This is a genomic window from uncultured Algibacter sp., assembly GCF_947490405.1.
Lineage (GTDB): Bacteria > Bacteroidota > Bacteroidia > Flavobacteriales > Flavobacteriaceae > Algibacter_B.
In genome coordinates, this window is sequence record NZ_CANLGU010000019.1 from 1 (window position 1) to 625 (window position 625).

The 625-nt window shown below is 32.8% G+C and carries 1 protein-coding gene; it reads right to left on the reverse strand.

All coding sequences use genetic code 11. From position 1 onward, the window contains the following. Window positions 1-120 precede the first annotated feature (120 nt). Window positions 121-573, reverse strand: coding sequence for a DUF4259 domain-containing protein (locus tag Q0772_RS16225; RefSeq protein WP_298347013.1), 453 nt, complete (start codon window positions 571-573; stop codon window positions 121-123). Window positions 574-625: the final 52 nt, after the last annotated feature.

Genomic DNA, 625 nt, shown 5'->3' on the forward strand with positions numbered 1-625 from the left:
AGTAGTTGCGTGGTTTAGCACTCAACTTTGCAAGTACACACCAAACTGAAAATCTGCGAGGATTTTCAGAAGTAGGCAGAACAAGCAATTACTTATAGCCATTGTTGTGCGTTCGTTTTTTTAATTCAGTCTAACAATTAATCCATCCAGATATTTCTTCCATTCATCATATGAGTCAGATTCCAACCAAAGAACATTCAAGTGCATATTTTGGTCAACTTTTATTTTCTGGACAGCATTGATAGCTTTTTCTTTTAAGTTGTCTGATAATTTATCCACAATAGAATCAAATTCTATTTCTTTGATTTCCATATCACTATGATATTCATTGTCAGGATATTTTTCAGAAGGTTTTCCCATAGCCTTTGCTATGATTTCAGCATAGACTAAAGCTCTTACAGGTTCATCAAATCCCTCGGTCAATGAATCCATTTCATCCATATTGTATTTATTTGAAAGGACTAATTCAATTCCTTTTTGTAATTCATCAACACTTTGATTTGATTCACAAAATTCATCATAAAATTCTAATGCTGTATCATCTTCAAAAGCGGTTATTCCCCAAGTTCCCATAATTTAGTTTCTTTTGTTTGCGTAATATTTGGTCAAATGACGCACAACGTTT